Here is a 26,733-nt window from a genome sequence, read left to right as displayed (position 1 = left end):
ACTCAGGCGGCCTTCCGTTCGTACGCGACCCGGCCGGCCACGATGGTCGCCCGCACCTTGCCCGGCATTTCGTAGCCGAGGAACGGCGTGTGCTTGCCCTGGCTCGCCAGCGCGGATGCTTCCACCAGCCAGCGGTCGGCCGGGTCGAACAGCACCACGTCGGCCGCGGCGCCTACGCGCAGGTGGCCGGCATCCAGGCCGGCCACGCGGGCCGGGTCGGACGTGACCCGCTGCAGCACCTTGAACAGGTGATCGTTGCCGTTGCCGCCATTGTGCGACAGCGTCTCGCCCCACTTCAGCGCCAGTGAGAGCAGCAGTTCCAGGCCCGTGGCACCCGGCGACGCCTCGGCGAACGGCAGCAGTTTCTCATCGTCGTCGACGGGCGTATGGTCCGAGCAGATCGCATCGACCGTGCCGTCCGCCAGCGCCGCGCGGATCGCGTCGCGGTCGCGCTGGGTGCGGAAAGGCGGCGTCACGCGCGCGTTCGGGTCGAAGAAATTGATGTCCGCATCGGTCAGGTGCACGTGGTGCGCGCCGACATCGCAGGTGACCGGCAGGCCCTCCGCCTTGGCCGCCCGCACCAGTTCCAGGCCCGCGCCCGAGGACAGCCGGCACAGGTGCACCCTGGCGCCGGTCGAGCGCACCAGTTCGAAGATCGTGTGCAGCGCGATGGTTTCCGCCATCACCGGCACGCCGGACAGGCCCAGGCGCGAGGCCAGCGGCCCGCTGTGCGCCACGCCGCCCTTGCCGATGTACGCATCCTGCGGGCGCAGCCACACGGTATAGCCGAACGTCTTCGCGTATTGCAGGGCGCGCAGCAGCACGTTGGTGTCGGTGACCGGCATCTCGGCCTGTGCGAAGCCGATGCAGCCGGCGTCGGTCAGCTCGGCCATTTCCGTCAACGCCTCGCCTTTCAGGCCCATCGTCAGCGCGCCCAGCGGATGCACATGCGCGCCGTTGCGGCTGCGCGCGCGGTGCTTCAGCATTTCCACCAGGCCCGGCTCGTCGAGCACCGGGTCCGTGTCCGGCGGGCAGACCAGGCTCGTCACCCCGCCATGCAATGCCGCCTGCATTTCCGATTCCAGCGTGGCCTTGTATTCGTAGCCCGGCTCGCGCAGGCGCGCCGCCAGGTCCACCAGGCCCGGAGCCACCACGAGGCCGGTGGCGTCGATCGTGCGCGCCGCGCCGAAACCTTCCGGCGCCGTGCCCAGCGCGGCCACCTTGCCGTCGACGATGTACAGGTCCTGCACCGCGTCCACGCCGTTGGCCGGATCGATCACGCGGCCGTTCTTGATATGAAGATTGCTCATTCCTGCGCTCATTTGCCTTTTTATCCCTGGGTCCCTGCGACAATGCTCATCACGGCCATCCGCACCGCGATCCCGAACGTGACCTGCGGCAGGATCACCGCCTGCGGGCCATCGGCCACCGCCGAATCGATTTCCACGCCGCGGTTCATCGGGCCCGGGTGCATCACGATCGCATCCGGCCTGGCCAGCGCCAGGCGCTCGGGCGTCAGGCCATAGCTCCTGAAGTATTCCTGCGCCGAAGGCAGCAGCGCGCCGCTCATGCGCTCATTCTGCAGGCGCAGCATGATGATCACGTCGACATCCTTCAGGCCTTCGTCCATGTTGGTGAACGTGCGCACTCCCAGCTGCTCCAGCCCCCCCGGCAGCAGCGTGTGCGGCCCGATCGCCCGGATCTCCGGCACGCCCAGCGTCGTCAGCGCGTGGATATCCGAACGCGCCACGCGGCTGTGCAGGATGTCGCCCACGATCGCCACGCGCAGGTTGGTGAAATCCTTCTTGTAGTGCCGGATGGTGTACATGTCCAGCAGGCCCTGCGTGGGGTGGGCATGGCGGCCGTCGCCCGCGTTCACCACGTGCACGTGGTTCTGCTTCGTGTCCTGCAGGTGCTTGGCGATCAGGTACGGTGCGCCGGACTGCGCGTGGCGCACCACGAACATGTCGGCATGCATGGCGGCCAGGTTGTCGATCGTGTCCAGCAGCGATTCGCCCTTGCTGGCGGACGATGCCGAGATGTTCAGGTTGATCACGTCCGCCGACAGGCGTTTCGATGCGATCTCGAACGTGGTGCGGGTGCGCGTGGAGTTCTCGAAGAACAGGTTGAACACGCTCTTGCCGCGCAGCAGCGGCACCTTCTTCACCTCGCGGTCGGACACGCTGACGAAAGAGCTCGCGGTGTCGAGGATCTGGTTGATGATGGCCTTCGGCAGGCCTTCGGTAGACAGCAGGTGCTGCAGCTCGCCGTGTTTGTTCAGTTGCGGATTAAGCATGGATATTTACGCGGATTCGTGTTCGATGGTCAGGTTGAATCGTCGGTCCGCCCCCTGCTGGAGGCGCAGCGCCTGGCCGGGCGCGACGCGGGTATGTGCGGCCACGAAATCGGCGGCCACCGGCAACTGGCGCTCGCCGCGGTCGACCAGCGCGGCCAGCAGGATGCGCGCCGGACGGCCATAGTCGAACAGTTCGTTGATCGCGGCGCGCGTGGTGCGGCCCGTGTACAGCACGTCGTCCACCAGCAGGATCGTGGCGCCGGCCACGTCGAAGCCGATATTGGTCGGCTTCACGTCCGCCGGCAGGCCCTTCTTCGCGTAATCGTCGCGGTAGAAGGAAACGTCGAGCACGCCACAGCGCTCGCTCATGCCGAGATCCTGGGCAAGGCGTTCGGCGAGCCAGGCGCCGCCGGAATGGATGCCGACGATCGCCGGCTCGTGCGCGCCGGCCAGGCCGGCCTTCACCTGGTCCAGCAGCGCGGCGTACAGCGCCTCGGCATCCAGCTGAGTGGGATCAATAAGGGACATGGTCAATTGGTATGTTGGTCGAAATACTGTTGCAGGATGACGGCGGCGGCGCGGTCGTCGATCAGCTCGCCGCGCTTGGCGGACAGCACCGCTGAGGAATAGCGTTCGTCGACCAGCTCGACGGGGATGCCGAAGCGGCCGTGCAGCTGGTTGGCGAAGCGGCGGCAGCGCGCCGTCATCTCGTGTTCGGCGCCGTCCGGATACAGCGGCAGCCCGACGATGAATTGCGTCGGGCCCCACTTGTCGATCAGGGCCTGGATTGCCGCGAAGCGCGATTGATTGTCGATGGACTCGATGACCGCCAGCGGGCTGGCCTGGCCGATCATCGTGTTGCCCATCGCTACACCGATACGTTTGATGCCGAAGTCGAAGCCGAACAGGGTTTGCGGCGCCTGGATTGAACTATGCATGACCCGCTTCGGAAGTGAGCATCAACGGATCGATGCCCAGCAGTTTCATCGCGGCCACGTAACGCTCTTCGATCGGCACCTCGAACAGCACGGCCGGATCGGCATCGACCGTCAGCCAGCCGTTGCGGCTGATCTCGTCCTCGAGCTGGCCCGGGCTCCAGCCCGAATAGCCGATCGATACCAGCATGCGCTGCGGCCCGGAGCCCTTGGCGACGGCTTCCAGCACGTCGATCGACGTGGTGAACGCCACCTCGTCGGTCACCGTCAGCGACGACGAGTAACGTGTGCCGGGCGTGTGCAGCACGAAGCCGCGGTCGTCCTGCACGGGGCCGCCGAACATGATCGGCCTGGAAGTCATCCCGTCGCCGCCGGCCGTCACTTCCAGGTCGATGCGCTCGAACAGCACTTCCATCGTCATGTCGGTGGGTTTGTTGATGACCACGCCGAGCACGCCGTTCTCGTTGTGCTCGCAGACATAGACGACCGTGCCGCCGAATACGGGATCCTGCATCGACGGCATCGCGATCAGGAAGTGGTTTGCCAGGTTCAGCGCGGGCGTCGCAAACGATTCCTTCGATTCCATCTCGTGCAGCGGGGACCCGCTATCCTGTAACAGCCCGGGCACAGGTAGCGGTTTGCTTACTTTGCTCTTTTTCATAAGCGTCTCTCTTCGCTGGACTGTTGTTGCTTGGTTGCTTGCTTGATACTTATTCAATGACGGGCGGAAACTGCCGCCACATCGACAGTTTACTATGAATTGCCGGAACGGCCATCCAAACCACGGTGGCGCTCTATAAACTGATGGTAAGCAATAATTCGTTCCCCGACTTGAGCCTGAACATGCACGAAAGCAAATCCAACTCCCGCGGCATCCTTGTGTGGTTTCGCCGCGACCTGCGCGCCTTCGACCATGCCGCCCTGCATCACGCGCTGCTGGCGGGCGCGGCGTCGGCACGGAACGGCGATTCCCCCGTCTTCTGTGTCTTCATCTTCGACCGTCCGATCCTGGATGGGTTGCCGCGCGATGACCGGCGCGTTGCGTTCATCCATGCATCGCTGGCCGAACTGGCGACGGAACTGGAAGCACTCGGCGGGCACCTGCTGGTGCGGCACGGCGACGCCCGTACGGAAATTCCGGCCCTGGCGGACGCGCTCGACGTTACCGCCGTGTACGCCAACGAGGACTACGATCCCGCCGCCATCGCCCGCGACGGCGGCGTGGCCGACGCGCTGGCAGCGGCTGGCCGTTCATTAAGATTGTTCAAGGACGGGGTGATCTTCGCGAAAAGCGAAGTGCTGTCGCAGGCCGGCAAGCCCCTCGGCGTGTTCACGCCCTACAGGAATGCATGGAGAAAGCGCCTGGAAGCGCAGCCCGACGCCCTGGCGCCGTGGCCGGTCGACCCGCACGCGGCGGCGTTCGCGCCCGGCCGCTCGCAGTTGCTTTCGCTGCAAGACATCGGTTTCGACGACACCGGCCTGGCCGATATCGGCGTGACGCCGGGCATGAGCGGCGGCGCCGCGCTGTTCGACGCGTTCCTGCCGCGCCTGGCCGGCTACGGCACCGAACGCGATTACCCGGCACGCGACGGCACCTCCCACCTGTCGCTGCACCTGCGCTTCGGTACCGTGTCGATCCGGCACCTGGTGCGCACGGTGCTGCAACTGTCGGCGCGCGGCCAGGCGGGCGAAGGCGGCGCCACGTGGCTCTCCGAGCTCGTATGGCGCGATTTCTACCAGATGATCCTGTTCCACAACCCGCACGTGGTGCATGCGTCGTTCAAGCCCGCATACGACAGGGTCGCGTGGGAAACCGGCCCGGCCGCCGATGAACTGTTCGCCGCCTGGTGCGAAGGCCGCACCGGTTATCCACTGGTGGATGCCGCGATGGCGCAGCTGAATACCACCGGCTTCATGCACAACCGGCTGCGGATGGTGACCGCCAGCTTCCTGTGCAAGGACCTGGGCATCGACTGGCGGCGCGGCGAAGCCTATTTCGCGCTGCGCCTGAACGATTACGAACTGGCATCGAACAACGGCGGCTGGCAGTGGGCCGCCTCGAGCGGCTGCGACGCGCAGCCGTTCTTCCGCATCTTCAACCCGGTCACGCAGTCGGAGCGGTTCGACAAGGATGGCGACTTCATCCGCTTCCACCTGCCGCCGCTGCGCGAACTGTCGTCGAAGGCCATCCACGCGCCGTGGCTGCACGGCGGCGTGGACGGTTATCCGGCGCCCATCGTCGACCATGCCGAGGCACGGCAGCGCACGCTGGAGCGGTTCGAAGTCGTCAAGGCACGCGGCTGACCTTCTGGCGGCCCGGAATGCGCCGCCGCAGCCACGGTTTGTGACAATCAGACGCCCGCCGCCGGTATCGTCTGGGCGAACTGCGATACCCCGTCGAGGTTGAACAGTTCGACCGTCATCGCCTTCGTCCGCGGGTCGATGTTGACTTCGCCGAAGAACTGGTAGCCGGCAAACGGCGAGGAGTTCTGGATCAGCGGGCTTTTCGAAAATACCGCGGTCGGGCCGAAGGTCTTGTCGAGCACGCCCGGGCCGAAGGCGCCGGCGTTCATCGGGCCGGCAACGAATTCCCAGAACGGGGAAAAGTTGGTGAACTGTGCCTTTGCCGGGTCGTAATAGTGCGCGGCGCAATAATGGACGTCGGTGGTGATCCAGACCACGTTGGGAACCGCCTTGATACTGCTGAGCAAGCGGGCCATTTCGAGTTCGCGGCCGAGCGGGACGCCATCGTTGCCGTTGGCGAGCGCTTCCCACAGCGCGTTGCCCTGCGCATCCTTGCCGTCGCCGACGTTCAGGCCGATCGGCATGTCGGCGGAAATGACTTTCCAGGTCGCGGTCGAGGCTTTCAGCCCGGCGATCAGCCATTCCACCTGCTCGCTGCCCAGGAATGCCGAGCCGGCATCTTCCGTGGTTTGCAGGTTGGTGCTGTTCGGCCCCCGGTAGCTGCGCATGTCCACGACGAATACGTCCAGCAGCGGGCCGTGCGAAATGGCGCGGTAGATGCGCTGCGGTTCGCTTTGCTTGTAATAGCGCATGGGCGCATATTCGAGGAAGGCGCGGCGGCCGCGGGCCGTGAGGGTGGCGATGCTCTTTTCCGTGTAGCGCGCGTCGGCCGACAGGTCCTTGGCGGCGCTGTAGTTGTTCGTCACCTCGTGATCGTCCCATTGCCAGACCTGCGGCACCTGGGCGGCGAACTTGCGGAAGTTCGCATCCATCATGTTGTAGGCATGGCGGCCCCGGTATTCCTTCAGCGTTTCCGCCACCTTGCTCACCTCTTCCGTGACCAGGTTACGCCAGATCTGACCGTTCTCCGCCGTCACCTGGGCCAGGATCGGGCCATCGGCATAGATCGTGTCGCCGTTGTGGACGAAAAAATCCGGGTCGCGCAGGCGCATCGCTTCATAGATCTTCATGCCGCCGAAATCGGTGTTGATGCCCCAGCCCTGGCCGCACTGGTCGCCGCTCCAGTGAAAGCGCACCGCCCGGGTGGCGCCAGCCGCCGGCGTGGTCCGGAACTGGCCGGACAAGGTTTCGCTTTCGATTCTCGAATTGTCGGGGTCCACGTAGCGCACGCGCACGAATACCGTCTGCCCTGCGGGCAGGCCGCTCAGGTCGACACGGGTCGTGAAATCGGTGGCGTCGCTGGCATAGGGGCCGGCGATACGGCTGGCATTGCTGAAACGCTCGCTGGTATCGTATTCGACGATCATCTGCGCGTTGCGGTCGCTGCGGCTCCAGATGATCGCCCTGTTGTCCGTGATGTCGCCGAACTGTATGCCCGACGGCATCTTGGGGCGTTCGCTGTCGCTGACGCCGATTGCCGCATGGCTGCCGCCGCAGCCTTGCAACAGCAGGGATCCGCCCAGTGCCGAACCGCCCGCCAGCACCCCGCCCTGGGAAAGGAAACGGCGGCGCGAAATGAATGAGGTCATGCTTGCTCCGGTTATCTGCAAGAGGGCAAGCTTAGTTTTTTAATATGACCTGGCGATGAAATCGGCAGCGGGACGGCCGGCGGGAGCTGTTTGCGGGATAACGCGGCACAAAGCCGCGCCGGCCAGGGCGGGGCTTGCTCCGCCCTCACCCCTCCTCCGGTGCTCCCCGCGCCGGCAGCAGCCCGGCGATCGCGCCCAGCAGCACGGTCTGCTGGTACGGCTTGCCGAAATATGCGTTCACGCCCAGTTGCAGCGCAAGGCTGCGGTGCTTTTCCGCGCTGCGCGAGGTGATCATGATGATCGGGATCTCGCTCGTGGCGGCAGCGGCGCGTACGTGGCGCGTCAGGTCGAAGCCGTCCATCCGCGGCATCTCGATATCGACCAGCATCAGGTCCGGCTTGCGTGCGGCGATCTGCTCCAGCGCATCCACGCCATCCTTCGCCAGCATCACCGTGTAGCCTTCCCGCTCCAGCAACCGCTGCGTAACCTTGCGTACGGTAAGCGAATCGTCGACCACCATGATGGTGCCCGCCGACGCATGCGGGGCCGGTATCGGCATGCGCGGCCGCGGCTGCTGCGCCACGTGCTGCGCCAGGTGCTGGACCAGCACGACCGGGTTCAGGATCAGCACGATCTCGCCGGAGCCCAGCACGGTGGCGCCGGCGATGCCCGGCACGCGGGCCAGCTGCGGCCCGGTATTCTTCACCACCACCTCGCGGTTGCCGAGCACTTCGTCGGCGCGCAGGGCGAGGCGGTCGCTCCCGGCACGCAGCACCAGCACGGGCACCGACCGCTGCGCCGGCGGCCTGGCATGCGGATCGCCGAGCAGCGCCGGCAGGTAATGCAGCGGCAATGCCTGGCCGGCCACGTCGACGCGGCCGGCGGCTTCGTCCAGCGCCGCGGCTTTCACCTGCAGCACCTGCTCCACCAGCGCGGCGGGCACGGCGTGCGTCCGTCCACCGGCGGACAGCAGCACCACCTGGGTCACCGCCAGTGTCAGCGGCAGGCGGATCGTGAACCGCGTGCCCTGCCCCGGCACCGTGTGGATGTCGATGCTGCCGCCCAGCGACTGCGCCTCCGAGCGCACCACGTCCATGCCCACGCCGCGGCCGGCCAGTTCGGTGAGCGCGTCGGCCGTGGAAAAGCCGGGCTCGAAGATCAGGTTCGCCACGTCCGCGTCCGCGGGCCCGGCGTCGCCGGCTTCCCCGGTCTCGTTCAACAGGCCCCGTTCGCGTGCCCGGGAGCGGATGCGGCCGAGGTCGAGCCCCGCGCCGTCGTCGGAAAATTCCAGCACGATCTCGTTGCCCTGCTGGCTGGCCTGCACCACCACCTCGCCCGTCTCGGGCTTGCCGGCGGCGGTGCGTGCCTCGCGCGGCTCGATACCGTGCACGATCGCGTTGCGCAGCAGGTGTTCGAACGGGCCCGCCATCCGCTCCAGCACGCTCCGGTCCATCTCCACGGAACCGCCGCGGATATCCAGGTTGACGCGCTTGTCCAATTCCTTGGTACCCTGCCGTGCCACGCGGTACAGCCGCTCGGCGATGCTGGCGAACGGCACCATCCGCACGCGCAGCAGATCGCGCTGCAGTTCGCGGGTCATCCGCGCCTGCTGCGCCAGGTCGTCGCCGGCGCTGTCCACCGACTGCAGCAGCCCGGCATGGAACGACGCCACGTCATCGACACTCTCGGCCATCAGCCGCGTCAGTTCCTGCAGCCGGGTGTAGCGGTCGAACTCGAGCGGATCGAATTCGCGCTCGCCGGCGGCCGGCGGCCGCGTGGCGATCCGGGAGGCAATCTGCGAGGCAATCCGGGATTCGGCCTGCATCTCCACTTCGCGCAGCTGCAGCCGCAGCCTGGCCAGGTTGCCCTCGAAGTCGGCCAGCGCGGTGCGCAGCGCGGCCACTTCGTTTTCGACGCGCGAGCGCGCGATCGCCACCTCGCCGGCCTGGTTGACGAGGCGGTCGAGGATGTCGGCGCGTACGCGCACCAGTGGCGCCTGGGTTGCCGCCGCCTCGCTGTCGGCAGGGGTGGCCGCCGGCGCGGCGCCCGCCGCGGCCGGCGGGTGCTGCAATTGCTCGAACAGCAGCAGCGCGTGGTCGTAATGGGCCAGCAAGCCTTCGAACGCGGCCGGCGCCGGGTCGCCCATATCCTCGACATGGGTCTCCATCTCGTGCGCATGCTGGCCCAGGCGCATGGCACCGGCCATCCGCGCGCTGCCCTTCAGCGTATGCAGCACGCGCTGCAGCGTGGCCGGCTGCGCGGTGTCGGCCGGCGCATGCTGCCAGGCGCGCAGCGCGGCACCCACCTGGGGCAGCAGGTCGGCGCCCTCTTCCAGGAACACGGGCAGCAGATCGGGGTCGAGTTCGTCCGCCACGGCCGGCAGCGCCGGTTCGGGCTCGGGCAGCGGCATTGCCTGCACGTCCGGCGCATCGGCCGGTCCTGCTTCCGCCGCGCCGGCCGGCGCCGGACCATGCGCTTGCGGTTCCGCCGGGGATTCGGGCGGCGCTGCCGGCGCCGGTTGCGGCACGGAGGCCTGCGTCAGCGGCGGTTCCGCGAAGGCATCGTCGAATGCGGCGTTGAACAGGTCGTCGATCGACTCGTCCTGCGTTACCAGCTGTGGCCGCAACGGCGGCGCCGTGCCTTGCTCCGGTGCCGGCGACGGCACGGCAAGCAGTGCGTGATAGGTATCGCTGAACAACGTGTCGAGGCGGGCCTCCAGCTCCCCGACCGGCGCAGCGGTCTCCTCGGCCGCTGCCGCAGGCGCTCCTTCCGATACCGCAGTCCCCTCATCCGGTGCGACGGGCTTCCCGAGCAGCGCGTGATAGGTGTCGGTGAACAGCGTGTCCAGGCGGACCGCCAGCGCGTCGACCGGCGCAGCGGGCTCCGGCGCTGCTGCGGACGGCGCATCTTCCGGCACGGCAGGCTCTTGTTCCGATACCGCAGGCTCTTGTTCCGATACCGCAGGCTCTTGTTCCGATACCGCAGGCTCTTGTTCCGATACCGCAGGCTCTTGTTCCGATATTGCAGGCTCTTCTTCCGGTTCCGCCAGCATGCCATCCAGCCGCGCGGCCACGTCGGGACCGGCGGCATGCGCACGGGCCAGCTCGTCGTGCAGGCGCTCCAGCGCGGCGATCAGCTCCGGCTGCGCGGGCGGCATCTCGCCGGCCGCGAAGCTGGCCAGCATGCCGGCCGCGCGCCCGATCGCCAGGTCGAACAGGTCGTGGTGCGCCGGGTCGTGCAGCGTGCCCGGCGCGGCCTGCAGCGTGGTTTCGAGCGCGAAGGCCAGTTCGCGCAACGGCTTGAAGCCGACCGTGCCGGACGTACCCGTCAGCGTATGCGCCAGGTGCAGCGCTTCCGGGTCCAGTTCGCCCTGCCGGCGCCACGTGTCGAAGTCGCGCGCCAGCGCCTGCGCCAGCGCGGTGGCTTCGGCCACGTAGATGTCGAACAGTGCCGCCGGCACGGCCAGGCGGCCGACGAAACGCATGCCGTCGCCGGCGTCCGGTGCCCCCATGTCCGGTGCCGCCATGTCCGGCGCGGCAATCGCGGATGCTTCCGTCGCGTTCTCGTCCGTCACATACGGTTCGGCCGGCGGCGGCTCCGCCGGTGCCGCCCTGTCGTCGGACGACACGAACGGCGCACCTTCCAGCACCTGCGCGGCCGCGGCCATCACCGGCGCCGCACTGCGCGGCGAAATACCCTTTGCTACCAGTTCGCCGACCCAGGCATTGAGTTCGGCGGCCGCCCATTTCAGCAGGCCGAACAGCGCCTCGTCGGCCGTGCGTCCCCCGGCCAGCCAGGCGTTCATGACCTTCTCGAGCGCGCCGGCGGCATCGGCGAACTGGTTCAGCCCCACCATCCGCCCGCTGCCCTTGAGCGTGTGGTACGAACGGCGCAGCGTGGCCAGGCTGTCCGGCGTGGCGGCCTCGGCTCGCGGCCTGGCCAGCGCAGCATCCACGAAGGCCAGCACTTCCTGCGCTTCGCCGATGAAGATTTCCAGCAGCTCTTCCTCGATCGCCGCGTCGCTGGCGCCCGCGACCACGGTGCTGCCGGCGGCCGGTGCCGGCTCGGCCGGCGCCGGTACTTCTTCATCGAGCACGGGGATCGATTCGGGCCCGGCGATCTTGCGCAGCGGAATCGCGCGGAACGTGCCCTGCGCGGCATCGAACGCGAAGCGCTCGCGCGCGCCGGCGGCGTTCTGCGCCAGCATGTCGACGAAGAAGCCGAGCGCGCCCACGTTCTGCACGATACGGTCGAGTTCCTCGCCCTGTTCCGGCGGCGCCGGCTCGCCGGCACCGGCCAGCAGGGCGGCCACCTGCCGCCGAACGTGCGCCGCGGCGGCCTGCGCTTCCGGCTGGTCGGTGATCGCCAGCGCACCTTCGAGCTGGTGCAGCACGCCATCGAGCGCCGCCGGTTGCGGCCGGGCCGCCGGGTCGGCGGCGAAATCGTCCAGTCCGCGCTCCACATCGCGCAGCGCCACCTTCATCTGCTGCGACAGCGCCACCACCGTGTCGTCCTGCCGCAGCCGCTGCGCCAGGCCCTGCTGCCACTGCGCCGGTTCGGGCGGCTCCTGCCCCGCCGCGAGCGCCTGCAGGCGGGCACCGATCGTGGCCGCACTGGCCGCGAAATCGTCCGGCAGATGGCGGATCTGCCCGAGGCCATGGCCGGCGAACAGCAGCGCCGTGGCCATCTCCAGGCCCAGCGTCTCGCCGCGGCCGGCGGCGGTGGCCACGTTGGCGACCGCCGCCAGTTCCCGCATCAGGTTGGCCAGGGGCGCGACACCCAGCTTGTCGCTGGCCGCGGCCACCAGCGCCACCGCCTGCCCGAAGCCGGCCTGCGCGCCGCCGTCGCCCGCCTCCAGCCGCTGCCATGCGGCGCGGGCCGCGTCCAGCCCTTCCTTCGCGCGCGACAGGGCTTCCGGGTCGAGGTGGCAGTAACGCTCCGTCGCGTAGTCGGGCGGTACCATGCCGTCCAGCGCGAAGCCGGTGCGCAGTTGGCGCGCCAGCGGCGCGAGGTGTCCGGGCTCCGCCGCGGCGATGAAGAACAGCGCGTCGCGCAGCACCGCGTCCGGGGTTTCCGGCGCGCCCTGCGCCAGCCGGCGCATCTGCAGGTTGGCCGCGCCGAACAGCTGTTTGACATACACGCCGCCCGGTACGTGGCCGTCCACCACCAGTTCCGCGAATGCCTGCAGCGCCAGCCAGAACACCCGCCCCCGCGGCGCGGCCTGGGCCGCGGCCACCTCGGCGATCACCGCGGCCAGCGGCTGCGCCTGTGCCGGATCGCCGGACTTCAGGTACGGCAGCAGCGCGCGCTCGAAGCGTTGTCGCAGCGCGGCATGGTCCACCTCGTGCTGTCGCAATGCGGCATCGCCGGTCTCTTCGCCGGCCGCCGGCGGCAATGCCGATTCGCGCGCCAGGTCGGGAAAGAACAGGTCGGCCGGGTGGACGCGCGGCGCGCCCAGCATCTGCTGCGCGGCCGCGTAATACGGGAACAGCCGCACCGGCTGGAACGGCGCGCCGTCCAGCAGCTCTTCCAGGTGTTCGACCAGCGCGCCGTACAGCCGCCCGATCACCGCCACATGGTCGGCGCTGCACTTCACGGTGCCGTCCTTGAAGCGGTCCAGCGCATCTTCGGCCAGCTGCGTGATGGCGGCCACGCCGTCCACGTCCACCATCAGCAACGCGCCGTGCGCCTGGTGCAGGTGCGACTTGGCCAGCCGCAGCGCGGTGGCCTGGTCTTCCGGCTCCAGGCCGCCGGCCTCGAACAGCGCCGTGCGCGAGCGGCCCAGCGCCTCGCGGATCTCGCCCATCACCCACGACAGCGGGCCCGGATCAAAGGAGTTGGGGGCAAATTCGGTCTCGCTCATGGTCTCGCTGCTTGTTCAGGTTGTTGGTTGCCGATGCGGAAGCGCGACACGGAATCCTTCAGTTGCTGGGCCAGCGCCGACAGCTGGCGCACCGACTGCGCGGTTTGCTGCGTGCCGGCCTGGGTCTGCTCCGTGACCTGCAGGATATGGCCGATGTGCCGCGCCACGCCGCCGGCCGATGCCGCCTGCGCGCCGGTCGCGTGCGACATGCCTTCGATCAGCTCGGCCAGCTGGTGCGACACGCGCTCGATTTCCTCCAGCGCGGCACCGGCCGCATCGGAGAGTCGTGCGCCTTCGACCACGCCCAGCGTCGACCGTTCCATTGCCGCCACGGCATCGTGCGTATCGGCCTGGATCGCGCGCACCAGCGCGCCGATCTGCTTGGCGCTGCCGGCCGAGCGCTCCGCCAGCCGCTGCACTTCCTCGGCCACCACGGAAAAGCCGCGCCCCGCCTCGCCGGCGGAGGCGGCCTGGATCGCCGCGTTCAGTGCCAGCACATTGGTCTGCTCGGTGATGTCCGAGATCAGTTCCGTGATCTCGCCGATCTGCTGCGACGATTCGCCCAGCCGCTTGATGCGCTTGCTCGTTTCCTGGATGTGCTCGCGGATGCCGTTCATGCCGGCGATCGTATCCTGCACCGCCGCCGCGCCCTGCCGCGCCGCCACCACCGACTGGCGCGCCACGTCCGCCGTGCCGGCGGCGGACTTCGACACCTCGGTGATCTCGGCCGCCATCCGCAGCACGGTCGCGCTGGTATCGCGGATTTCGCGCGCCTGCTGTTGCGAGGCGGCGAGCAGCGCGGTGGAAACGCCCTGCGCCTGGGTGGAGGCGGCCGTCACCTGCCCGGCCGTCGCCGTCACGCGGCCCACCAGCCCGCGCAATTCCTCCACCGTGTAGTTGACCGAATCGGCGATGGCGCCGGTGATGTCTTCCGACACGGTGGCCTGCACGGTCAGGTCGCCGTCCGCCACTTCCTGCAGTTCGTTCATCAGCCGCAGGATCGCGGCCTGGTTCCGGGCATTCGCGGCCTTCGCCGCCTCTTCCTGCTGCTGCGCCTGAAGCCGCTGCGCTTCCGCCTGCCGGCGGCGCTGCTCGGCGCCGCGGGTGCGGTTGTACGAATCCTGCAGCAGCACGCGGCCGATCGCGGCGCCCGTCAGCAGCACCAGCATGCCGCCGGCCACCATCAGCCAGAACGTCCAGTTCAGCGATTCCTGCGCGCCGCGGTAGCCGTCCAGCAGCCTGGCCAGGCTCTGGCGCAGGTTCTCGTTCTGGCGGAAGATCAGCCGCTCGGCATTGCGCGCCGCCAGCAGGCGGTCGAGCCGGCCGAGGATCGCGCCGGCCTGGGCCTGGTACTGTTCGAAGCCGGTTTGCAGCGCGGCCAGGCGCTCGCGCACGTCGGCCTCGCGGACGGCCGCGATGCCGGGGCCGTCGTCGCCACTGCCGCCGCCGTTCAGCAGCGCGTCGACGGTCGCGCGGAAGGTCGTGATGTCGCGACCCAGCTGGAACGCCGTCTCGGAGCGGATGCCGCCGGCGGCCGTGAATTCGGCGGTGCCAAGGCTCATCCGCTGGGTCAGCATCGCCAGGCGGCCCAGTGCGGCGATCTCGCGCGCGCCGGCACCGCGCTGCAGCCGCAGCGCCATGATTTCTTCGGCCTGCCCCAGCAGTTGCGGCGCCAGCGCGTCCAGGGCGCGCAACGACTTCTCGACGTCGGCCAGGTCGCCGCGGTGGCGCAGCACCGTATCGGCCGCCTTCGCCGTGGCGGCCCATTGGGCGCGGGCATCCGCCACCGCCCCGCGCAGCGCGCCGCCGGCGGCGGCAACGCTGCGGCCGCGGTAGCTGCCGCCGGTATCGAGCAGCGCCAGGTCGCGTTCCAGTTCGCGCCGGCTCTCGTCGAGCTGGCGGAATGCCTCTTCGCTGCCTTGCAGCGCGTTGGGCGCCGCCTTGCCGATGCGTTGCGAATGCATCAGCGCATCGCCCGCCAGCTGCGTGGCGGCCGCGCCGGCCGCGCCGTGCTGCGCGTTGAGCGCTACCAGGCCGGCCGACAGCGCCAGCACGACCGCCAGTGCCGTGACCAGGTAGCTGAGCTGCCGCTGCGGCGGCAGGTGGCCGATCAGGGGCAGCCTGAGCGCCGGCGCCGCTTCCTGCGCGGCGCCTTCGCTGGCGCGCCGGCGCAGCGCATCGCGCAGCCGCAGCGGCGCGTCGGCATCCGAAGCACCCGGGCCGCCATGGGCGAACTGCGAATCGCCGCCATCGGCGAAGCTGGAATCGGGCGGCGGCTCCTGCCGGCCTTGCCGTGAAAACTTGAATCGCATCGCGTCCTTTCCGATCGGTGGTGGCTATGGTCCCACGTGCAGGAAACGTGGTTCGCGCGCCAGCCGGGCCAGGTCGAGCCGGGTCCATGACTGGCCATCGGTGTCGACATACCGTTCGGCGCACCAGGCCGGGGCCGCCGTGCCGGTGCCGGCCGGTTGCATGTCCGACAGCCGGCGCAGGCCGAGCACCCGGCTGGCCACCAGCGCGCAGGGCAGCTTGATGCAGGCGGCAAACGTCAGCAGCCGGGTTTCGGTGACGGCAGGCACGGCGTCGCCGACGTGTTCGGGCGTGTGCGCGGGCCCATGCTCAAGCAAATGAGCAGCCGGATGCGCCGGCGAATGCGAACCCGATGAATCAGCCGATTCGGCCGCCAGGTAAGCCCCCAGGTCGATCACGCCGACGAGGTTGCCGCGCACATTGGCCAGGCCCAGGTACCACGGCTGCGTGAGCGGTACCGCCGTTGCGGACTGGAACGGAACGATCTCGCCGACCTGGGTCAGGTCCAGCAGGCAATGGCGCGCGCCGATCAGCACGCCCAGCTCGCGCGCGGCGGCTGCCCCGGTGGCCTGCGCGGCCTGCATCCGTTCCAGCAACTGCACCTGGTATTGGCGCAGCCGGCTGCGGCGCTCGCCTTCGTGCTCCGCGTCAGCCATCAACTCAGCGCGGCGATCTTCGACAGCAGCTCGGCCGCGCTCACGGGCTTGACGAGGTAATCCTTGGCGCCCTGGCGCAGGCCCCAGATGCGGTCCGTTTCCTGGTTCTTCGACGAGCAGATGATCACCGGCACGTGCTGCAGCTCCGGGTCGCGGGCGATCGAGCGCGTGACCTGGAAGCCGTTTGCGCCCGGCATCACCACGTCCATCAGGATCAGCTCCGGCTTCTCGGCACGGATACGCAGCAGCGCCTCTTCACCGCTCTCGGCCGTCGACACCACGTAGCCGTTGCGGGCCAGGATATCGGACAGGTAATAGCGCTCGGTGGGGGAATCGTCGACGATCAGGATTCGGCGGATGGCCATGGCATGCTCTCGTTATGACGGCCGCTGCCCGGCGTGCTCGCGCACCGCGGCAAGCAGGCTGTCCTTGCTGAAGGGTTTGGTGAGGTAGGCGGCCGAGCCCACCATTGCGCCGCGCGCGCGGTCGAACAGGCCGTCCTTGGACGACAGCATCAACACCGGCGTGGCGTGGAATTTCGCGCTCTTCTTGATCAGCGCGCAGGTCTGGTAACCGTCCAGCCGGGGCATCAGGATGTCGCAGAAGATCAGCGCCGGATGGTGGTCGATGATCTTGGCCAGCGCATCGAACCCGTCCTCGGCCAGCACCACCCCGTAACCCGCCTGGCTCAGGAAGATCTCGGCCGACCGGCGGATCGTGCTGCTGTCATCGATGACCATGATGGTCAGGCCGGTCGCTTGCGGCGTTGTCGTCATATCGTTTTACCCACCCGTTTTCGCTACGATAGCACAGCGAAAATCAGGCAGGCGGACGTGTGGGGGCACCCTCGCACGTCCGTAAAACAGCAACGCGCGATACCGGTGCCATCTTCCGTTACAGCGCCACCATCTCGAAATCGTCCTTTCTGGCACCGCATTCCGGACAAGTCCAGTTCATCGGCACATCTTCCCAGCGGGTGCCGGGAGCGATGCCTTCTTCCGGCAAGCCTGCCGCTTCGTCGTAGATCCAGCCGCAGATCAGGCACATCCAGCTTTTGAGTTCCTGTCCCGCGTTCTGCCGCACGCCGTTTCCAACATTGTTACCAATAATGCTGCTCACGTTCTGCCACCCTCAATCAAGTAAAATGCCGAATCGGGTATCTTAATCTACTGGCCGTGCAAAACCAAACATCACCCCTCATCCTGACATTCGGCGTGGCCGATCCGATCGGCGCAGTGGGCGTGCATTCCGACATCGGCGTGTTCGCCGCGCTCGGGTGCCAGGGCCTGTCGGTCACGACCGCGCTGCTCATCGCCGATACCGCCCGCGTGGAAGACCAGCAGCACGTGGAACCGGACTGGGTATCCGACCAGGCCCGCGTGGTGCTGGAAGATGCGCAGGTGGCCGCGTTCAAGATCGGCGCGCTCGATCACATGGAACACATCTCGTCGATCGCCGAAGTGGTCTCCGACTATCCGGATGCGCCGTTGATCCTCGACCCGTTCGGCTCGCAGCTGCCGCCGCTGTCGGAACAGACCGATCCCGAGGAACTGCTCACCGTGCTGCGCCAGCTGCTGGTGCCGCAGGCCACGCTGTTGCTGCTGTCGCAGGTTGAACTGGGGCGCCTGGCGGAAACCTGGCGCGACCTGGCGAATGGCGAAACGATGGGCGACGATGCGCAGCACCTGATCGACCTGGGCTGCGAGTACGTGCTGGTGACCGGCACGCCGGCCGGCACGTCGCGCGCCGAGACGGGCCTGCGCGCCAACACGCTCTATGGCGATGGCGGCATCATCCGCCACGACCGCTGGCAGCACCTGCCCGGCCCGTTCGTCGGCTCCGGCGGCGTGCTGTCGGCCGCGATCGCCGCCTACATGGCGCGCGGCATGGCGCTGCCGCAGGCCGTCGACCTTGCCCAGCAATACACTTTCGGCGCCCTGCGCCATGCCCGGCGCTACGGCATGGGCAGGCTGGTGCCGAACCGCTTCCACCGGATGGCGGAAACGGAAACCGAAAAAGGATAAGCAATGACGATTTCGCAAAACGATGTACTGTTCGAACGCGCGCAGCAAAGCACGCCCGGCGGCGTCAATTCGCCGGTGCGCGCCTTCCGCTCCGTGGGCGGCACGCCGCGCTTCATCACCCGCGCCGAGGGCCCCTATTTCTACGACGCGGACGACAAGCGCTACATCGACTACATCGGCTCCTGGGGCCCGGCCATCGTCGGCCACGCCCACCCGCAGGTGGTGAAGGCGGTGCAGGAAGCCGCCACCCGCGGCCTGTCGTTCGGCGCGCCCACCCGGGGCGAAGTGGAAATGGCGGAAGAAATCGCCCGGCTGGTGCCGTCGATCGAGCAGGTGCGCCTGGTTTCCTCCGGCACCGAAGCCACGATGAGCGCGCTGCGCCTGGCACGCGGCGCCACCGGGCGCGACAAGATCGTCAAGTTCGAGGGCTGCTACCATGGCCACGCCGACTCGCTGCTGGTGAAGGCCGGCAGCGGCCTGCTCACGTTCGGCAACCCCACATCCGCCGGCGTGCCGGAAGACTTCGTCAAGCACACGCTGGTGCTGGACTATAACGACGTGCCGGGCGTCGAGGAAGCGTTCGACGAGTTCGGCGACGAGATCGCCTGCGTGATCGTGGAACCGGTGGCCGGCAACATGAACCTGATCAAGGCCGCGCCGGAGTTCCTGCAGGCGCTGCGCGACCTGTGCACGAAGCATGGCGCGCTGCTGATCTTCGACGAAGTGATGTGCGGCTTCCGCGTGGGCCTGGGCGGCGCCCAGGCCCTGTACGGCATCAAGCCGGACCTGACCGCGCTCGGCAAGGTCATCGGCGGCGGCCTGCCGGTGGCGGCCTTCGGCGGCAGCGCCGAGCTGATGAGCAATATGTCGCCGGTCGGCGCGGTGTACCAGGCCGGCACGCTGTCGGGCAACCCGATCGCCGTCGCCGCCGGCATGACCACGTTGAAACTGATCCAGGAACCCGGCTTCTACGAGCGCCTGACCGCCACGGCCAAGCGGCTGGCCGAAGGGTTGACGGATGCCGCCTTCCAGGAAGGCGTGACCTTCTGCGCCGATTACCAGGGCGGCATGTTCGGCCTGTATTTCAGCGCAGAAGTGCCGCGCAATTACGCTGAAATGATGGCGGGCGACCGCGCGAAGTTCAACGAGTTCTTCCACGCGATGCTGGACGAAGGCGTGTATTTCGCCCCCGCCGCTTTCGAGGCCGGCTTTGTTTCCGCCGCCCACGATGACGCGGTGATCGATGAAACCATCGAGGCAGCCCGGCGGGTGTTTGCACGGTTGAAATAACCTGCAGTGCGCAACGATGAAAAAGGACGGGCGACCGTCCTTTTTTATTTTCCTTTTTATTTTCCTTGCCCGGCAACCAGCGACACCGCCGTCGTCACGCCGTCGAGCCCCGCCTGGTTTTCCATGTTGCGGATCTCGGCAATATAAGTCCCCGCCGCCAGCTCGAATCGCGCCACGGTTCGGGATTTTTCGTTCGCCGACCAGGAGGTCACGCACAGGGACGTGAATACCTTGTCCACCGTTACCATGCCGGTCTGTTTTTCCCGGATCAATACATGAACCGGAATCGGGCGCCCCAATCCTGCTCTTTGCGGCTCGGGAATGTCTGCATAATCACGATCGCAGTTCGCGTTGTAACCGGAGCCGGCTATCTCGCTGCCGTGAACGGCGTCCGATGACGGGAATTTAAAATGAAGCATCAGAAAGTACGGCTTGCCGACCGGCGCCTTGAATTGCCTGACGATGGTCGTACCGGCCTGCCGCAGCGGAAAAGGCTCCGCATCGAACAACGGCGGAAAGGCGCAAGCGGTACTGATGTACAGGATCAGCCCGAGAACGGGTTGCTGGCAGAGAGAATAGATGAGCGGACCCATGTCGATAACCTTCGGGAAAGCGGTTGTTGCGGCATCGTTCCGGCAAGAGGATGCCGCCAGTAACGGTCATTATGTCCACCACCGCCGGACAGCGCCGGGATTCCCGGGAAGTGGAGGCTCATGGAATGCGCGGTATTGAAAAGCAATACCGGAAGCCGACGGTCTGCTGTCAGTCGTGCTATATGTCTTCTTCCCTGCCATCTTCTGGCGCAAACAAACCAGCAAACAGCATGTGCCATGCACTGCATTGTGGAACACATGATGGACTGACAAAGTTCGGACATTTCGATGACATTCGATCTTTAGAATGCGCTGCATTCGAGATCACAAGGAGGAATGCATCATGCGAACCGAACATTCAGCCCGGCAGCAAAAGACCGTCCAGCCCGGCATTGTCTGGCTCAAGCTGGCTGTTTCATATCTGGTCATCGGCGTGGCGATGGGCATTGCCATGGGCGCGAGCCATGATTTCACATTGCGCCCGGTACATGCGCACGTGAACCTGCTGGGATGGACCACGCTGGCATTGTCCGGCATTATTTACACGGTATTCCCGCAGGCCGGCAGCACGAAACTGGCGCGCGTACACTTCTGGCTGCTGAACGGTGCGCTGCCGGTAATGATGGGGTCGCTCGCCTATATCCTGTTGACCAGCGATATGCAAATCCTGCCGGCACTGGTCATATCGGAAATTGCCGCGGCAGTCTCGATCCTCGCATTGACTGCGAATATCTTCCTGAACCTCGAGGCGAAAAAAGAGGAAAAGACGGGAAATGGCGCGCAATTGAAGCCGGCGGGTTTCTGATGGCATCAACATGATGCGATAGCCGTCAATAGCGCGCGATTCCCTGGTGTCGACCAACGGATTTCGGACACATTTGTGGATTACGGCATCAAAAACCGGTGTCCGACACCAGGCCCGATGCTGCGGGTGGCCTGAATAGTTACTTCAACCAGCCCCGGTGCCGGAAATACAGGAACGGCGCGATCGCGCTGGTGATCATCAGGCCCCAGGCCCACGGATAACCGAGCGTCCATTTCAGTTCCGGCATGAAGTCGAAGTTCATGCCATAGACGCTGGCGATCAGCGTCGGCGGCAGGAAAGCCACGCTGGCCACCGAGAAGATCTTGATGATCTTGTTCTGGTTGATGTTGATGAAGCCGACGGTGGCGTCCATCAGGAAGTTGATCTTATCGAACAGGAACGACGTGTGGCCATCGAGCGATTCGATGTCGCGCAGGATCTGCCGGGCTTCCTCGAACTGCTCCGAGTTCAGCAGGCGGCCGCGCATCAGGAAACTGACGGCGCGCCGCGTATCCATCATGTTGCGGCGGATGCGGCCGTTCAAGTCTTCCTCGTGGGCGATCGCGGACAGCGCATCGGCCGCATCCCGGTCGGTGAACTCTTCCTGCAGCACGCGGAACGACACTTCTTCCAGGTTCTGGTAGATGCCTTCCAGCGCATCGGCCGAGTATTCGGCATCGGTGGCGTACAGGTCGAGCAGCACGTCCATGTAATCGGCGATCGAACCGGGGCGCGAACGGGCGCGCATCCGCACCAGGCGGAACACGGGCAAGTCGTCGGTATGCACGGAGAACAGCATCTTGCGCGCCAGGATGAACGCGACGGTCACGATGCGCGACGGACCATCGTCTTCTTCCAGCAGGAAGTCGGTGCGCAGGTGCAGGTCGCCGTTTTCGGCTTCGTAATAACGGGCCGATGCTTCGATATCCTTGACTTCGTCTTCGCCCGGCAGCGTCACGCCGTAGATGGCCTTCACCCAGGCACGCTCGTCGTCGGTCGGATCGGTCAGGTCGACCCAGACCGGTGCCGCTTCTTCAAGATCTTCGCGCGTTTCGATGGGAACCTGGTTGAGCCGGCCATTTTGTAAAACGAAGACATTGATCATAGGCACTCTCAGCCGGCTGGGATTCTGGATACTTGCAGGACGCAAAAAATAAAACAGCGCAAGTGTACAGGCAAAGCACCGGCCCGGACCAGATCGCAGAACCGTTTTTTACTTAGGAGATCGTTATTAGGAACCGGTCTTTACCCCCGCCCCTCATGGCAGGTCCGCCGATCCCATGCGCCGCAGGATGACGGCCGTGCGCCGGCTCAGGTAGCGCGTATCGCGATGGGCATCGTAATAACGGGGATTGGGCAGCATCACCGCCAGCCGCGCCGCCTGCGATGCGCCCAGCTTCGCCGCGGGAATGCGGTAATAATGACGCGCCGCCGCTTCGGCGCCATACACCCCACGGCCGAACTCCACCACGTTCAGGTAGATCTCGAAGATGCGGCGCTTGTCCATCAGCGTTTCCAGCATATAAGTGATGATCAGTTCCTGGCCCTTGCGCAGGTAGCTGCGCGAGCCGGACAGGAACAGGTTCTTGGCCAGCTGCTGCGTGATCGTCGACCCGCCGTGCGTGACCTTGTTGCGCTTCGCATTGCGTTCATAGGCCTTTTCCAGCGCTTCCCAGTCGACGCCGTCGTGGTCGGAGAAATTGGCGTCCTCGGAAGCGATGATGGCGCGTTTCAGGTTGTTCGAGATGCGCTCGTACGGTACCCATTGCTGGACGAGCTTTGCGTTCGGATTGGTTTCCTGCATTGCCGCAAGCTGCTGGCGCATGAACGCCGTGGTGCCCGGCTCGTGATCGCGCCACCACCAGATCTGCACGAAGAAATAGATCTGTACCGCGATGAACAGCGCGACCGGAACGATGAATACCCATTTCACCCAGGACCAGCGGCCAGGAGCCTTGCGTGTTTTTGTCATTGTTTATGTAATGGCCAGCAAGTTCGATTATCGACGCGATGTCGACGCAAAATCAACGCAAAATCAGCGAAGGGCGGCCAGCACCTCCGTGGTGCGCGGGCGCACGCCGCGCCAGCCATGGAACGCTTCGGCGGCCTGCTCCACCAGCATGCCCAGGCCATCGCGCACGCTGGCGCCATGGCCTTGTGCGAAGCGCATGAAGACGGTCGGCTCCTTCCCGTACATCATATCCAATGCCAGAGTGCCCTGGTGGAATACCGATGGCGGGATGGGCGGCAAATCCGCCTGCAGGCTGGCCGACGTGGCGTTGATGACGATATCGAAACCGCCGGCGATGCCGTCGTATCCGCACGCCGATACGACGCCCTCGCCGCCCAGCGACGCGAACTGCTGCACCAGCGCTTCGGCGGTGGCCACGGTGCGGTTGGCGATGACCAGCGCTGCGGGACGATGTTCGAGGATCGGCAGCACGGCGCCGCGCGCGGCGCCGCCCGCGCCCAGCAGCAGCACGCGCTTGCCGGCGATCGGCACGCCGGCGTTGACGGCGATGTCCGCCACCAGCCCCGCGCCATCGGTGTTGTCGCCGGTGATGCCGTATTCGTCGAACAGCAGCGTGTTGACGGCGCCGGCGGCCTGCGCGCGCACCGTCAGCGCATTGGCCAGCCGGCAGGCCTCCAGCTTGAACGGCACCGTCACGTTGGCGCCCTTGCCGCCTTCGGCGATGAACGAGCGCACCGCCTGCGCGAAGCCGTCCAGCGGCGCCAGGCGCTTTTCATAGGTCAGCTGCTGGCCGGTCGCGGCCGCGAAGGCGGCGTGGATGTCGGGCGACTTGCTGTGGGCGATCGGGTTGCCGAACACGCAGTACTTATCCATTCTTAATTGGCTCCGCCGAGGTTGGTTTCGAGTTTTTGTTCGCGGGTGAACTTGAAGCGGGTGATGATGACCCACAGGTCGTCGCGGTCGTTCGACAGCATGTTTGGCGGGAACTTGCCGAACGGCGCCGCGCGGCGCACGATCGCGATCGCCGCGTCGTCCAGCGCGCGGTTGCCCGAACTGGTCTGCACGGAGATGCCGCCCTCCTTTGTATACAGCGTGCCGTCCTGGAAGATCGGGATCGACAGCACCAGCTCGCCGTACAGCTTGCGGCCGTTCTGTTGCGGGAAATTGAGCGTGCCCACCTCTTCCACCTTGCGCTGGAAGGTCTTGTAGTACATCGCGTAACCCACCTGCTGCGTGCTCGGCGTGATGTAGGTGCGGCGCGGGCGCTTGTTCTGGTCTTCGATCGTTTGCGAGATCTCGGCCGCCATGCGGGCGATCGCCTTGCTGCTTTCAATCAGCTCGGCGCCGGTGGCCGTGGGATTGGGCTTGCTGTTCTCGGTGGCGGGCGCGGCGCGGTACGGCGTGGTCTTCACCTGCGTCAGCAGCTGCTTCTGCGCCTCTTCGAGCTGCTCGATGCGGCGGCGCGAGGCTTCGATGCTGTCGCCGGACGCCGTCCGGCGCATGTCCGGCAGCGGCGATTTCGAGCGGCCTTTGTCGGCCTGGCCGCCGCCATCGAGGTTGGCCTGCGCCAGCGCTTCCGCCTTCAGCGGCCGGTTGGCGTGCTTGGCGTTGACGAGGATGACTTCCAGCGTCGGATCGGTGGGCGGCAGCTTGACGACGGGCGGTGCCACGAAGCGCACCGCCAGCAACGCCGCATGCGCGAGCACCGAAACGGCCAGCGCGATTGCAAGGAACCGGTTTTCTTGTAAGTACTTCACGCGGAGAGAGCGAAATGCTGGGGCGAAATTGCCATTCTACCCCGGTACGATGCTGGATAAACAGCGCGGCTAAACAGCGCGGCTAAACAGCGCAGGTAAACCAGCGGCTGCCGCGAAAACCGGTGTCCGACACCTTTTCGTGGCCGTGCCCCGAAAAAGTGTCCGACACCAGGCGACGCCAGGCGTCTCCGGCGCTCCGGGTCAGGCCGCGGCCGGCGGCGTCGCGGCGGCATCGGCTTCGTCGCCCGCCTCGGCCACTTCCACTTTCTCGTCGGCCGGCTGGTCGGGGTCAAGCACCAGCTCCGGCACGGTTTCCGCCACCGTCGCGTCCGCGAGTTCCTCTTCTTCCTCGAACGCCACGTCGGCGGCCGGGGCGGCCTGTTCGATTTCCAGCAGGCGCGTTTCGATCGTCAGGTCCACCTCGTCCCAGCGCAGCACGTCGAGCTTGACGGCCGCGCCGCGCGGGGCGGCCGGCATGCCGGCCAGGCGGATCACCAGCGGGATGTCGGTCAGCCGCAACACTTCATCCTTCAGCACCACGGCCTCGACCTGGTGCCGGTCTTCCTGGCCGAGCCAGCGCAGGCACCAGTAGCGTTCCATGTTGGCCTGGAAGTCGGCATAGGCGGCATAGGCGGCATCGAACGCGGAGACGATCGCGAACAGGTTGGCATCCTTGTGCTTGAACGGCGCGACCAGCGGCGCCATCACGCCCTTCTCGGCCACGGCCAGGATCTGCCACTGGTTGACCAGGTCGGTGTAGCGGCGCAGCGGCGACGTGCTCCATGCATACTGGTCGACGCCCAGGCCCTCGTGGGGCGCGGCATGCGTCAGCATGCGTACCTGCATCTTGGCGTTCCAGCCGCCCACACCGCGGCCCTGGCTGCGGTAGATGCCCGGCACGCCGTGGTCGTGCATCAGCTTGCCCCAGGTGCTGTTGGCGAAGATCATCAGCTCGGCCACGATCTTGTCCAGCGGCGCGCCGCGCTTGCGGCGCGAGATCGTCACCACGTCGTCTTCGACGTAGAAGTTGAAGTCCACGCGGTTGTTCTGTTCCGGCTTCAGGCCGAACGCCTCGCGCTTGACCATCCGGCCCGCCTCGAGATGTTGGGCCCAGCCCCACAGCAAGGTCAGCTCGGCCTTGCGCGGGTACTCGCCCTCGCCGCTGGCCAGCGTTTCCTCGTTGACGACGTCATCGAGGTCGTTGTGGCGCAGGTTGTTCGCGATCGGCACCATCTCGGCGCGCGTCTCGGTCGAGATCACGGTCCAGTCGGACGCGTCCAGCGTGGCGTACAGCGACAGCGCCGGGCAGGTCTTGCCCTCGGCGAGCGTGAACGCATCGACGATCGAATCCGGCAGCATCGTGATCTTGTCGCCCGGCATATAGACGGTGGACAGGCGCGAACGCGCGATCTTGTCGACCGCGTCGTCCGGCCGGATGCCCAGGCCCGGCGCGGCGATGTGGATGCCGATGCGCACCTTGCCGTCGTCCAGGTGGACGATGGAGAACGCATCGTCGATCTCGGTGGTCGTCACATCGTCGATCGAAAACGCTTCCACGTTCGCGACGGGCAGCCCGGCCGGCGCCTGCGGCACCGCCACGTCCGGGAAGCCGTGCCCGCGCGGGAACGACTCGAACAGGAACCGGGCCATGTGCAGCTCCTTGGCCGAACCGATGCCGCCCACGGCCAGCATCAGGCGCGGCGCGGTCGTGTGCAGCTCGTTGCACGCCGCTTCGAGCGCCTTGTATTCGATCGTGTTCTTGTCCGGCTTGAACAGCAATTGCTGCACGATCGACGCCATGGACGGCGGCAGGCGGCTGGCTTTCAGCTCGTCCACGTAGCCCTGCTGCACGATGGCCAGCTGCTTCTTTTTCTCGATGCCGGCCAGCGCCGCCTTCAGCGTCGTCTCGGGCGCGGCCTTGTAGCGCCCGCGGCCCTTCTTGTGGAAGTACACCGGCGCCGTATGCAGCGCCAGGATCAGCCCCGCCGCCTCGGCGGGCAGCGGCGCGTGGCCGAAGTATTCGGCGCCCAGTTCGGCGAAACCGAATTCCTCCTGGCCGGCCACCTCCCACAGGAAATCCAGGTCGACATCGGCCGCCACCGCGCGCGCCTGCGCCATCAGCTCTTCCGGGGCCGGCTTCTCGTACTGCAGCAGCACATCCTTGATCTTTACCTTGGTGCGCTTGCCGCTGGCCATCTCCACCTGGTAAGCCTCGCCGGCGGTGGACAGCACTTGTCCGACCTTGAAATCGCCGGATTCTTCAAAAAAGACATTCATGT

The 26,733-nt window shown here is 66.8% G+C and carries 22 protein-coding genes; 4 read left to right on the top strand and 18 right to left on the bottom strand.

The genetic code is table 11. The features are described 5' to 3' along the window. Positions 1-2: 2 nt before the first annotated feature. Genes GJV26_RS17850 through GJV26_RS17830 form a run of 5 tightly spaced genes read right to left on the bottom strand, consistent with a single transcriptional unit; the run spans position 3 to position 3,892 of the window. Positions 3-1,310, bottom strand: a complete 1,308-nt coding sequence (locus GJV26_RS17850) for a dihydroorotase (protein WP_155710016.1) — start codon at positions 1,308-1,310, stop codon at positions 3-5. Positions 1,311-1,330: 20 nt separating this feature from the next. Beyond that, complete coding sequence (locus GJV26_RS17845; protein WP_155710015.1) at positions 1,331-2,296, bottom strand: aspartate carbamoyltransferase catalytic subunit; 966 nt, start codon at positions 2,294-2,296, stop codon at positions 1,331-1,333. A gap of 6 nt (positions 2,297-2,302) precedes the next feature. Then, entirely contained in the window at positions 2,303-2,824 is a 522-nt protein-coding gene (gene pyrR / locus GJV26_RS17840) for a bifunctional pyr operon transcriptional regulator/uracil phosphoribosyltransferase PyrR (RefSeq protein ID WP_155710014.1), read from the bottom strand. 2 nt (positions 2,825-2,826) lie between these two features. Further along, a complete protein-coding gene (gene ruvX / locus GJV26_RS17835) occupies positions 2,827-3,234 on the bottom strand; it encodes a Holliday junction resolvase RuvX (RefSeq protein ID WP_155710013.1) in 408 nt (135 codons plus the stop codon). Further along, positions 3,227-3,892, bottom strand: coding sequence for a YqgE/AlgH family protein (locus tag GJV26_RS17830; protein WP_155710012.1), 666 nt, complete (start codon positions 3,890-3,892; stop codon positions 3,227-3,229). Before GJV26_RS17830 ends, ruvX begins: the two co-directional genes overlap by 8 nt. Before the next feature lie 182 nt (positions 3,893-4,074). Between GJV26_RS17830 and GJV26_RS17825 the strand changes: the two genes are divergently transcribed. Further along, entirely contained in the window at positions 4,075-5,535 is a 1,461-nt protein-coding gene (locus GJV26_RS17825) for a cryptochrome/photolyase family protein (RefSeq protein WP_155710011.1), read from the top strand. Between the two features lie 47 nt (positions 5,536-5,582). Here GJV26_RS17825 and GJV26_RS17820 read toward each other — a convergent pair whose 3' ends face one another. The 7 genes from GJV26_RS17820 to GJV26_RS17790 form a co-directional block, all read right to left on the bottom strand. Then, complete coding sequence (locus GJV26_RS17820) at positions 5,583-7,184, bottom strand: alkaline phosphatase D family protein (protein WP_155710010.1); 1,602 nt, start codon at positions 7,182-7,184, stop codon at positions 5,583-5,585. A 145-nt stretch (positions 7,185-7,329) separates the two neighbouring features. Next, a complete protein-coding gene (locus GJV26_RS17815; protein ID WP_155710009.1) occupies positions 7,330-13,047 on the bottom strand; it encodes a hybrid sensor histidine kinase/response regulator in 5,718 nt (1,905 codons plus the stop codon). Next, a complete protein-coding gene (locus GJV26_RS17810; RefSeq protein ID WP_155710008.1) occupies positions 13,044-15,359 on the bottom strand; it encodes a methyl-accepting chemotaxis protein in 2,316 nt (771 codons plus the stop codon). The genes GJV26_RS17815 and GJV26_RS17810 overlap by 4 nt, the downstream gene beginning before the upstream one ends. 24 nt (positions 15,360-15,383) lie before the next feature. Beyond that, positions 15,384-16,013, bottom strand: a complete 630-nt coding sequence (locus GJV26_RS17805; RefSeq protein WP_155710007.1) for a chemotaxis protein CheW — start codon at positions 16,011-16,013, stop codon at positions 15,384-15,386. Next, on the bottom strand, positions 16,013-16,378 hold the full coding sequence (locus tag GJV26_RS17800; RefSeq protein ID WP_155710006.1) for a response regulator transcription factor: 366 nt from the start codon (positions 16,376-16,378) through the stop codon (positions 16,013-16,015). The genes GJV26_RS17805 and GJV26_RS17800 overlap by 1 nt, the downstream gene beginning before the upstream one ends. 12 nt (positions 16,379-16,390) lie before the next feature. After that, on the bottom strand, positions 16,391-16,789 hold the full coding sequence (locus tag GJV26_RS17795) for a response regulator (protein WP_155710005.1): 399 nt from the start codon (positions 16,787-16,789) through the stop codon (positions 16,391-16,393). 118 nt (positions 16,790-16,907) lie between these two features. Continuing rightward, a complete protein-coding gene (locus GJV26_RS17790; protein ID WP_155712562.1) occupies positions 16,908-17,060 on the bottom strand; it encodes a rubredoxin in 153 nt (50 codons plus the stop codon). A gap of 128 nt (positions 17,061-17,188) precedes the next feature. Between GJV26_RS17790 and thiD the strand changes: the two genes are divergently transcribed. Then, the gene (thiD, locus tag GJV26_RS17785) at positions 17,189-18,037 is read left to right on the top strand and encodes a bifunctional hydroxymethylpyrimidine kinase/phosphomethylpyrimidine kinase (RefSeq protein ID WP_189441633.1); all 849 of its coding nucleotides are present in this window, start codon (positions 17,189-17,191) and stop codon (positions 18,035-18,037) included. Positions 18,038-18,040: 3 nt separating this feature from the next. Further along, positions 18,041-19,327 (top strand): glutamate-1-semialdehyde 2,1-aminomutase, encoded by a 1,287-nt coding sequence (hemL, locus tag GJV26_RS17780; RefSeq protein WP_155710003.1) that lies wholly within the window; start codon positions 18,041-18,043, stop codon positions 19,325-19,327. A gap of 56 nt (positions 19,328-19,383) precedes the next feature. On the opposite strand, the gene GJV26_RS17775 is transcribed toward hemL, so the two are convergent. Beyond that, positions 19,384-19,920: a DUF5625 family protein gene (locus GJV26_RS17775; RefSeq protein ID WP_155710002.1), complete on the bottom strand. Its 537-nt coding sequence runs from the start codon at positions 19,918-19,920 to the stop codon at positions 19,384-19,386. Between the two features lie 343 nt (positions 19,921-20,263). Between GJV26_RS17775 and GJV26_RS17770 the strand changes: the two genes are divergently transcribed. Then, positions 20,264-20,725 carry a cytochrome-c oxidase gene (locus GJV26_RS17770; RefSeq protein ID WP_155710001.1) on the top strand — a complete coding sequence of 154 codons (462 nt, stop codon included), beginning with the start codon at positions 20,264-20,266 and terminating at the stop codon, positions 20,723-20,725. A 139-nt stretch (positions 20,726-20,864) separates the two neighbouring features. Here the strand turns inward: GJV26_RS17770 and corA are convergent, their stop codons facing one another. The 5 genes from corA to GJV26_RS17745 all read right to left on the bottom strand — a co-directional run bounded on the left by corA (position 20,865) and on the right by GJV26_RS17745 (position 26,731). Beyond that, complete coding sequence (gene corA, locus GJV26_RS17765; protein ID WP_155710000.1) at positions 20,865-21,830, bottom strand: magnesium/cobalt transporter CorA; 966 nt, start codon at positions 21,828-21,830, stop codon at positions 20,865-20,867. Positions 21,831-21,983: 153 nt separating this feature from the next. Next, positions 21,984-22,697: a monofunctional biosynthetic peptidoglycan transglycosylase gene (gene mtgA, locus GJV26_RS17760; RefSeq protein ID WP_155709999.1), complete on the bottom strand. Its 714-nt coding sequence runs from the start codon at positions 22,695-22,697 to the stop codon at positions 21,984-21,986. 63 nt (positions 22,698-22,760) lie between these two features. After that, entirely contained in the window at positions 22,761-23,570 is an 810-nt protein-coding gene (gene aroE, locus GJV26_RS17755) for a shikimate dehydrogenase (RefSeq protein WP_155709998.1), read from the bottom strand. A gap of 2 nt (positions 23,571-23,572) precedes the next feature. Beyond that, positions 23,573-24,454 carry a TonB family protein gene (locus GJV26_RS17750; protein ID WP_189441635.1) on the bottom strand — a complete coding sequence of 294 codons (882 nt, stop codon included), beginning with the start codon at positions 24,452-24,454 and terminating at the stop codon, positions 23,573-23,575. A gap of 201 nt (positions 24,455-24,655) precedes the next feature. Continuing rightward, entirely contained in the window at positions 24,656-26,731 is a 2,076-nt protein-coding gene (locus GJV26_RS17745; RefSeq protein WP_155709997.1) for a ribonuclease catalytic domain-containing protein, read from the bottom strand. Positions 26,732-26,733 lie beyond the last annotated feature (2 nt).

It is taken from the genome of Pseudoduganella dura, assembly GCF_009727155.1.
GTDB classification, from domain to species: Bacteria; Pseudomonadota; Gammaproteobacteria; order Burkholderiales; family Burkholderiaceae_D; genus Rugamonas; species Rugamonas dura.
This window is presented reverse-complemented; position numbering and strand designations above follow the sequence as displayed.

Coding starts and splice junctions, on each gene's coding strand:
- GJV26_RS17800 (WP_155710006.1), bottom strand. CDS start 16,378: ATGGCCATCCGCCGAATCCTGATCGTCGACGATTCCCCCACCGAGCGC.
- GJV26_RS17745 (WP_155709997.1), bottom strand. CDS start 26,731: ATGAATGTCTTTTTTGAAGAATCCGGCGATTTCAAGGTCGGACAAGTG.
- GJV26_RS17815 (WP_155710009.1), bottom strand. CDS start 13,047: ATGAGCGAGACCGAATTTGCCCCCAACTCCTTTGATCCGGGCCCGCTG.
- pyrR (WP_155710014.1), bottom strand. CDS start 2,824: ATGTCCCTTATTGATCCCACTCAGCTGGATGCCGAGGCGCTGTACGCC.
- GJV26_RS17845 (WP_155710015.1), bottom strand. CDS start 2,296: ATGCTTAATCCGCAACTGAACAAACACGGCGAGCTGCAGCACCTGCTG.
- GJV26_RS17795 (WP_155710005.1), bottom strand. CDS start 16,789: ATGACGACAACGCCGCAAGCGACCGGCCTGACCATCATGGTCATCGAT.
- GJV26_RS17820 (WP_155710010.1), bottom strand. CDS start 7,184: ATGACCTCATTCATTTCGCGCCGCCGTTTCCTTTCCCAGGGCGGGGTG.
- GJV26_RS17790 (WP_155712562.1), bottom strand. CDS start 17,060: ATGTGCCTGATCTGCGGCTGGATCTACGACGAAGCGGCAGGCTTGCCG.
- GJV26_RS17810 (WP_155710008.1), bottom strand. CDS start 15,359: ATGCGATTCAAGTTTTCACGGCAAGGCCGGCAGGAGCCGCCGCCCGAT.
- aroE (WP_155709998.1), bottom strand. CDS start 23,570: ATGGATAAGTACTGCGTGTTCGGCAACCCGATCGCCCACAGCAAGTCG.
- corA (WP_155710000.1), bottom strand. CDS start 21,830: ATGATCAATGTCTTCGTTTTACAAAATGGCCGGCTCAACCAGGTTCCC.
- GJV26_RS17805 (WP_155710007.1), bottom strand. CDS start 16,013: ATGGCTGACGCGGAGCACGAAGGCGAGCGCCGCAGCCGGCTGCGCCAA.
- ruvX (WP_155710013.1), bottom strand. CDS start 3,234: ATGCATAGTTCAATCCAGGCGCCGCAAACCCTGTTCGGCTTCGACTTC.
- GJV26_RS17830 (WP_155710012.1), bottom strand. CDS start 3,892: ATGAAAAAGAGCAAAGTAAGCAAACCGCTACCTGTGCCCGGGCTGTTA.
- mtgA (WP_155709999.1), bottom strand. CDS start 22,697: ATGACAAAAACACGCAAGGCTCCTGGCCGCTGGTCCTGGGTGAAATGG.
- GJV26_RS17825 (WP_155710011.1), top strand. CDS start 4,075: ATGCACGAAAGCAAATCCAACTCCCGCGGCATCCTTGTGTGGTTTCGC.
- hemL (WP_155710003.1), top strand. CDS start 18,041: ATGACGATTTCGCAAAACGATGTACTGTTCGAACGCGCGCAGCAAAGC.
- GJV26_RS17770 (WP_155710001.1), top strand. CDS start 20,264: ATGCGAACCGAACATTCAGCCCGGCAGCAAAAGACCGTCCAGCCCGGC.
- GJV26_RS17775 (WP_155710002.1), bottom strand. CDS start 19,920: ATGGGTCCGCTCATCTATTCTCTCTGCCAGCAACCCGTTCTCGGGCTG.
- GJV26_RS17850 (WP_155710016.1), bottom strand. CDS start 1,310: ATGAGCAATCTTCATATCAAGAACGGCCGCGTGATCGATCCGGCCAAC.